Origin of the sequence: Burkholderia sp. ABCPW 14 (assembly GCF_001523835.1) — a bacterium.
Taxonomy (GTDB): domain Bacteria; phylum Pseudomonadota; class Gammaproteobacteria; order Burkholderiales; family Burkholderiaceae; genus Burkholderia; species Burkholderia mayonis.
The window spans coordinates 108,069-115,146 of record NZ_LOVS01000179.1 but is presented as its reverse complement, the minus strand read 5'-3'; the positions used below and the strand labels follow the sequence as shown (position 1 = coordinate 115,146).

Annotated in this window: 8 protein-coding genes; 1 reads left to right on the top strand and 7 read right to left on the bottom strand. The window is 67.7% G+C overall.

Annotated elements, in window-relative coordinates:
- Positions 1–195: 195 nt before the first annotated feature.
- From WS62_RS27435 to WS62_RS27400, 7 genes are all read right to left on the bottom strand, one after another.
- Complete coding sequence (locus WS62_RS27435; protein WP_066577575.1) at positions 196–636, bottom strand: GNAT family N-acetyltransferase; 441 nt, start codon at positions 634–636, stop codon at positions 196–198.
- 361 nt (positions 637–997) lie between these two features.
- Positions 998–1,957: an alpha/beta hydrolase gene (locus tag WS62_RS27430; RefSeq protein WP_066577573.1), complete on the bottom strand. Its 960-nt coding sequence runs from the start codon at positions 1,955–1,957 to the stop codon at positions 998–1,000.
- A gap of 83 nt (positions 1,958–2,040) precedes the next feature.
- The gene (locus WS62_RS27425; RefSeq protein WP_066577571.1) at positions 2,041–3,039 is read right to left on the bottom strand and encodes an NADP-dependent oxidoreductase; all 999 of its coding nucleotides are present in this window, start codon (positions 3,037–3,039) and stop codon (positions 2,041–2,043) included.
- Between the two features lie 85 nt (positions 3,040–3,124).
- A complete protein-coding gene (locus WS62_RS27420; RefSeq protein ID WP_059471272.1) occupies positions 3,125–3,607 on the bottom strand; it encodes a PaaI family thioesterase in 483 nt (160 codons plus the stop codon).
- Positions 3,604–3,918: a Dabb family protein gene (locus WS62_RS27415; RefSeq protein ID WP_066491873.1), complete on the bottom strand. Its 315-nt coding sequence runs from the start codon at positions 3,916–3,918 to the stop codon at positions 3,604–3,606. The genes WS62_RS27420 and WS62_RS27415 overlap by 4 nt, the downstream gene beginning before the upstream one ends.
- A 610-nt stretch (positions 3,919–4,528) precedes the next feature.
- A complete protein-coding gene (locus WS62_RS27405; protein ID WP_066577566.1) occupies positions 4,529–4,744 on the bottom strand; it encodes a hypothetical protein in 216 nt (71 codons plus the stop codon).
- A gap of 382 nt (positions 4,745–5,126) precedes the next feature.
- Entirely contained in the window at positions 5,127–5,429 is a 303-nt protein-coding gene (locus tag WS62_RS27400) for a hypothetical protein (RefSeq protein ID WP_066577562.1), read from the bottom strand.
- 895 nt (positions 5,430–6,324) lie between these two features.
- Between WS62_RS27400 and WS62_RS27395 the strand changes: the two genes are divergently transcribed.
- Positions 6,325–6,786, top strand: coding sequence for a hypothetical protein (locus WS62_RS27395; RefSeq protein ID WP_066577557.1), 462 nt, complete (start codon positions 6,325–6,327; stop codon positions 6,784–6,786).
- Positions 6,787–7,078: the final 292 nt, after the last annotated feature.

Below are 7,078 nucleotides of genomic sequence, written 5' to 3'. Positions count from 1 at the left end.
GGGTTCGGGGTTCGATCAGCATAGGCCGCCATATCGAAATCGGCGGTCGCGGTGGAATCTCGGCTGTTCATCGCATACCGCCGCTGCCGCGGCCAGCCTGACCGGCCGGGCCGCAAGCGGATCGTGCCCCGCCCCGCTTTGCGCACTCACGCGCGCCGATTCGGCGCCTACGCGCGACGCCGCCGGGCGGGCCGCTCATGGCTCGCGCGCCATCTCGACATGCTGCACGCCCGCCTCGACGAACGGCTCGCCGACGATCCGGAAGCCGAGCCGCAAATAGAACGCGACCGCGCGCTGCTGCGCGTAAAGGCGCACGAGCGCATCGCCGCGCACCCGCGCTTCGGCGAGAAGCGCATGCAGAAGCCGCGAGCCGACGCCGCGGCCGCGCGCGTCGGCGAGCACCGACACCCGGCCGATCGCGCCCGTCGGCAGCAGCCGCCCCGTCGCGACCGGGCGCCGCGCGCCCGCCGCCCGGTCGACCAGATACGCAACCGCGTGCCGCGCATGCGGATCGTCGTCGTCGAGGTCGAGCTCGGCCGGGATGCGCTGCTCGCGCACGAACACGGTATCGCGGATTCGCGACGCGTCGCAGCCCAGCCGTGACCAATCGCCGGTTTCGATCTCGATGCTGTCCATGTGCCGCGTCCTCGTTAGCCAGCCCGCATCGGGCGTCGCGCACTGCGTTCGCACCCCTCGTGTCCGGCGGTTTCGCGCCGCGCCGCCGGTCGCCGCCGGTCGCAGCCGGCCGCAGTCGGTCGCAGCCGGCCGCAGTCGGTCGCAGTCGGTCGCAGCCGGCCGCAGCCGGAAGCGGCAAAATCGAAGCCGATATCATCTGACGAATGCCGCACCACGGCAATCGGCCGATCGCCGGCATCCGCCGCCCGGCCGACCATACCCGCCCTCGCAGCCGCCACGAATCTCGCTCGACGGGGGTGAAGCTCGTCCCATTCGCGAAGCCCGCGCCCGGCCCCGCCGATCGCCTCGCTCGCGTTCGAGCTCAATCGCCTTCGAACGCCGCGCGCAACGCGGAAGCCGCGTCCGCATGCGCAAGACGCACATCCGGCACGAAGCCGCCCATCTTGAAGAACTCGTGAATCATCCCCGCATACGCGACGAGCGTCACCTTGTTGCCCGCGGCACGCAGCTTGTCCGCATACGCGTCGCCCTCGTCGGACAGCGGATCGTACTCCGCCGTCGCGATCCACGCGGGCGCGACGCGCTCGAACGACGGCGCGCCGCGCGTGCCGTCGAGCGGCGCGAAGCGCCAGTCGTCGCGGTCCGACGCGTCGCGCACGTAGTGCGTGAAGAACCACTGGATCGTGTCGGCCGACAGCAGATAGCCTTTCGCGAGCCGTGCGTGCGATTCGGTCTGCTGGTGACCCGTGGTCCCCGGATAGATCAGCAGTTGCAGCGCGAGCGCAATCCCGCGGTCGCGCGCGAGCACCGCGCACACGGTCGCGAGCGTGCCGCCCGCGCTGTCGCCGCCGATCGCGAGCCGCGCCGGATCGATCCCGAAGCTCGACGCGCGCGCGTGCAGCCACACGAGCGCGTCCTCCGCGTCGTCGACCGCGGTCGGGAACCTGTGCTCCGGCGCGAGCCGGTAGTCGACCGACAGCACCGCGCAGCGTGCGTCGCGCGCGAACATCCGGCACAGCGCATCGTGCGTGTTCACGCTGCCGACCGTGAAGCCGCCGCCGTGATAGTAGACGAGCGCGGGCAGCGGCTCGGCGAGGCTCGGCTCGACGGGCAGATAGAGCCGCGCGCCGAACGCGCCGCCGTCGCGCGACGGCAGCCGCAGGTCTTCGACCGAGAACATCGGCGCTGCCGCGACGTCGAGGATCGGCGCACTCTTCTCGTAGGCCGCGCGCGCCTGCGCGGGCGTCTGTTCGTGATAATCGGGACGTTTCGCACGCTCGATCATGTCGAGCACCTGCGCGATCTTCGGGTTCAGCGGCATCGTAAAAGGCAAACGGCGGGCAAACGGCGCGAACGCGCCGACGGAAAGCTCGGGACAAGCGCCGTATGATGCCACGGCCCGTGTCAGTCGAGCGCGACGAGCTGCTTGCCGAAATTGCGCCCCTTGAGCAGCCCGAGCAGCGCGTCGGGCGCGCGCTCGAGCCCCTGCGCGATCGTCTCGCGGTAATGCAGCTTCTTCTGCGCGACGAGCGCGGCGAGCTGCGCGAGCGCCTCCGGCCACACGTCGAAATGCTCGGACACGATGAAGCCCTGCACGAGAAGCCGCTCGCGCAGGATCAGCGCCGGGTTCGCGAGCGGCGCCGACGCGCCGTCGTACACCGAGATCATCCCGCACATCGCGATGCGGCCGAACGGATTCATCAGCGCGAGCGTTGCGTCGAGCACCGCGCCGCCGACGTTCTCGAAATAGCCGTCGACGCCGTTCGGCGCGGCGGCCGCGAGGTCGTCGGCGAGCCGGCCCGCCTTGTAGTCGACGCATGCGTCGAAGCCGAGCGTATCGACGACGTAGCGGCACTTGTCCGCACCGCCCGCGATGCCGACCGCGCGGCAGCCGGCGAGCTTCGCGAGCTGCCCGACGACGCTGCCGACGGCGCCGCTCGCCGCGCTGACGACGATCGTCTCGCCCGCGCGAGGCCGGATGATCCGATTCAGGCCATACCACGCGGTCACGCCGGGCATGCCGACCGGCCCGAGATACGCGGACAGCGGCACGTGCGTCGTGTCGACCTTGCGCAGTTCCTTGCCCGTCGACGTGCCGTACGCTTGCCAGCCGTAGGCGCCGACCACCTTGTCGCCGACCGCGAACGCCGGATTCCGCGACTCGACGACCTCGCCCGCGGTGCCGCCCCCCATCACTTCGCCGAGCGGCTGCGGCTCCACGTAGGATTTTCCCGCGTTCATCCGCCCGCGCATGTACGGATCGACGGACAGAAAATGATTGCGCACGCGCACCTCGCCGTCGGCAAGCGGCGCGAGCGGCGTCTCGACGAGCTTGAAGTTGTCGACGCTCGCCTCGCGCTCGGGGCGCGACACGAGCAGCACCTGCCGATTGATCTGTGACATCGCCTGCCTCCTCGTTCGTCGCGGCGCACTTCGCCGCGCGCCAATGGCAAACGGCCCCGCCGATGGGCGGGGCCGTTCGGATGCGTCATGCGTCGCTCGGGCCGGGATGCGCGCCCGGGTCCGTGCGGGTGCGCTGCCGCGCGATATCGCGGCCGACCGCGAGCCGCTTCATGTACTTGAACGTGCCGAGCGCCTTTGCGACGAAGTTGCCCGCGCTGTCGCGGACCTCGCCTTCGCAGTACGCCATCGTCGTCGAGCGGTGCAGCACGCGGCCGTACGCGCGCAGTTCGCCGCGCCCGGGCTGCATGAAGTTCACCTTCATCTCGACCGTGACGACGCCGACGCCGTCGTCGGTCAGGCTGCGCGCGGCCATCGCGAGCGCGACGTCGGCGAGCGTCATCGTGACGCCGCCGTGCGCGATGTTCCACGTGTTCATGTGCTGCTCGGCGAGCGGCAGCACGATCTCGCTCGCGCCGTCCTTCGCGGATACGAGCTGCACGCCGAGCGCGTCGACGAACGGGCTCTCGATCACCGGCTCGTGGCCGGTCGTGGCGGAACCGGCGCTCATCGTGCTTCGTCGACGAGGTAGTCGATGCACTCGCGGCTCTCGCGCACCGCGCCGACGAACTTCTTCACTTCCTCGTGCACCGGATGCACCTGGTATGCGTCGAGCGAAGCCTTGTCGGCGAAGTCGGAGACGAGCACGACATCGCAGGTCGCCTCGAGACCGGGCGTCGCGACCCCGACTTCGAGAGCAAGGAGGCCCGGCACGATGCCGCGGCACGCTTCGAGCTTCTCCTTGAGCTTCTGCGCGTTCTGCGCCCGCGTCGCGCCTTCGGCCGATTCCTTTAGTTTCCACATCACAATATGCCTAATCACTCTGTTCGCTCCAGTTCGCAATCGTCCGGGAATCAGCCCCGATCCCTCGCCTGGCGGACTTCACCCGGTACGTCTTGGTTCGCCTTCGTTCGCTGGAAATCGCCATCGCCCGGAACAGCACCGGATAAGGGAACCGGACATCATGCCGATCTCGTCGACACGATACCCGGTTTTACCGCGCCGCCCAGCGACGTCGAGATCAGGCGGACCGAGGCAGGCGACAAGCCTACCAAACTTGCCGGCTCCAATGGGCTTGTCTCGAATCTCGAAGTCAGCGCACGCCGCGCGACGCTCCGGCAAAACCGCGGCGATCGCCCGGCGCGTCGCCGATCGCGGTTCGCCGCCGGTGGCGATCGCGTTTCGCCAGTACGTCCCATCCGTATTGCGGATACGCGGTGATCACGTTGCGGACCGACGCCGAACCGGCCCCGGCGCAACAGGGCGCAGTCGTCGGGCTGCCGACCGAAAACGCCCGCGCCACGAGCCGAGCCGAGCCGAGCGCCGCGCGCTCAGGCGATCGTTCGAGCTTCGAGATATTCGCCGCAATCGGGTCGAGGTCGAGTGCCGATCGTGGAAGCATGCCGCATGCATCGATCGCTATTTTCCCGATTCAACCATAGCGAGTCCTGAGCCATTCCTTCGCCCATATCTGCGCATATGCGATTGCCTCGTCGCGCAGGTCGAATCCCTTGAGGTCGCCGCTCATGTGTACGTCTGACTCGATCCCGTCACGATCGACTTCGATGATCCTGGCGTGAGCCATGTACTCGCCGTCGGCCCGCCGCGGCGTCGGGTCGATACGAAATAGTGTCGAATTGAATTGCATTCTGCCCTCCCAGCCGGCGTCGCATCGGCCTTCGCGGACGCAACGCAGAAGACACCGAAACCAGCCGAGTCAGACGCGCTTTCCGGGATACCGCCCCCTTGCTCCGAGGATCGACCACGCTGCAGTTGCGTCGTCGCCGACGGGAAAGACGTCGTCGTCAGTTGGACCAACGGAATCCAACATCCTTTCATGCGAAATACGGCTCGACGGCACGATATCGTGTGCGGCCCGAGCCGATCCGCGTCGATTCCTCCCATCATTCATGTTAGGCGTGCCGCGACGTCGGCCATGCGCGGATCGCCTCGATGCTTTGATCCGCGACAATGCGCCCACTCGCGCAAATCCCGAAGCCATCGGCGAGGACCGGCACGGGCGCTTGCCCTCAAGCGTGCAACGGCATTCCAGCGCGCTCAGCGAGCGTCCATTGCTCGCCACGATTTGGGTCGATGACGCCCTCCGCGTAACGCAACGAAGCCCTACGTGCATCACCCGCACTCGAAAATGGCGAGTCGCCGACGAGCCTGAACGTCCGGCTACGGGCGAGCGTGGCATCCGTGCCGCGCAGGCAGATCTTCACTGCGGCATCGAGGCCTGCCTCGCAGTCGGAAGCTTGGCCATCTCGGGCCGGGAAGTGAGGATAAGTCAACGGATGGATCTCGAACCCGCGATGCGTGTACATGCTCATGACGCGCTCCCAGCGATCCTCATGGGCGAATCGCACGGACTAATACGGTTGGACCTATCCAGGCATCGCGTGACGCGGCAGGCGAGAGCGAGAGGGGGTAGTCAACAATACGCTCGGGCGGAAGGGAAACGCTGCGCAGCAATGAGACAGACGATGCAGCGTACGGTCTGGAGTGTTGGGCCGGCCGATGACAGCCCTTGAGGGCCCATGATACGCGCCTCGATTCAGTTGTCCAGCGCTCGTCCGCCGACCGCTCTTCACGAAGGACGCACGCCGCTTCGCTCGTCGCGCAGGCCTGCCTGATCGATGTGCCGGCGAGATCCGCCCGGAGCTTCGTCGCGTATCCGAGACGCCCAGCGATGCGTTGCCCACGAACCGCGCCGAGCGGCCTGAACGACAGAGACGAACGCCACGGCATAAGCGCGTCCGCGCAGTTCGGCTGCCGCCGCCAACTCATCGACGCGGTGTCGCGCAACCGACCGGCTCGCCATCGCGGCGATTCCTGCGATCGGCATCGATTGATGTCGATCGCAAACGCCGGGCCTCTGGACGCACCGCGCGCCGTCGCCGCACCGTCCCTCAAAATGGCCGGTCGGACAGCGAGCCTCTTCAACTCATCGAATCTGATCACGTTCCGCGTCGAGCCTCAGTCACCTTCATCTGCCCCCGGTTCGACCGCTTGCCAGACGATCCCGGCGATCTATACTTCCGTTTGCCTGACGATAGCGCGCCCGATCGCGCGGAAACGCGTACGGCCAAGCCCCCCGCCGCTTCGCGCCAATCGCCCGTCGCGGCAGCATGCGAAGGGCTCGAAAATTGCACTTGCACGCATTGCGGACGGCCCCGCCGAACATCTTCCCCGACGCCCGCCTGTCCCGAATACAAGGAGCACATCGTGTCTTCCCCTTCCAAGGCATCCGTCATCCGAAGACTGATCGCGGACTGGACCAGCTACCGCTCGTCGATCGAACCCGAGGCCGAGCGGCATTTGCGCCTGAGCCGGGATCTCTACCAGGTCCGCAATCCCGGCCTGAACGGCAGTCCGCCGCTGTCCTCCTGGCCGCAACACCTGCTCGACCCGGACGACGAAATCATGGCCTGCGTCGAGCACTATTTTCTGGCCCGGGCGTGGATCGGCACGGGCAGGCTCCCCGCGTGGGAAATGCGCGCGCTATCCAGTATCTACAACGTCGGCAAGCTGCTCGGCGTCACCCCCCGGCACAACCCGGACAAACCGGTGACGCCGCCGTCGCAACTGCAACGCTCGTTCCAGATGGAAGGCGTCATCGCCGGCAAGTCCGACCGTGCGAAAGCCAGCCTCCGTGCGCCGCTCGTCAAATCGCCGCCGACCTACTGACGCTGCTGACACACGCATCGCCGCACGCATCGCCGCACGCATCGCCGCATGCTCCCGGCCGCAAGCCGAATCGGCGAATCCCGTTCGCGCGCGGCCACGCATCGTATGACCGCACGGATCGCCGCGCCATCGCCCGCGGCGAGCACGGTCATTTCAAACGAGGAAAAGCGGCCCGAATCGCCCGCCGACCGCCGTGCATCAAGCCTGTCCGGCAGGTTTATCAAACGATGCGCGCCGCCTATACTCGACGCTAATCGATAACGATTCGGCGATACGAGGCAGCGCGCAATTC

Bases quoted from the DNA above. Each gene is read 5' to 3' on its own strand.
- WS62_RS27435 (WP_066577575.1), bottom strand. From the start codon at position 636: ATGGACAGCATCGAGATCGAAACCGGCGATTGGTCACGGCTGGGCTGC.
- WS62_RS27430 (WP_066577573.1), bottom strand. From the start codon at position 1,957: ATGCCGCTGAACCCGAAGATCGCGCAGGTGCTCGACATGATCGAGCGT.
- WS62_RS27425 (WP_066577571.1), bottom strand. From the start codon at position 3,039: ATGTCACAGATCAATCGGCAGGTGCTGCTCGTGTCGCGCCCCGAGCGC.
- WS62_RS27420 (WP_059471272.1), bottom strand. From the start codon at position 3,607: ATGAGCGCCGGTTCCGCCACGACCGGCCACGAGCCGGTGATCGAGAGC.
- WS62_RS27405 (WP_066577566.1), bottom strand. From the start codon at position 4,744: ATGCAATTCAATTCGACACTATTTCGTATCGACCCGACGCCGCGGCGG.
- WS62_RS27400 (WP_066577562.1), bottom strand. From the start codon at position 5,429: ATGAGCATGTACACGCATCGCGGGTTCGAGATCCATCCGTTGACTTAT.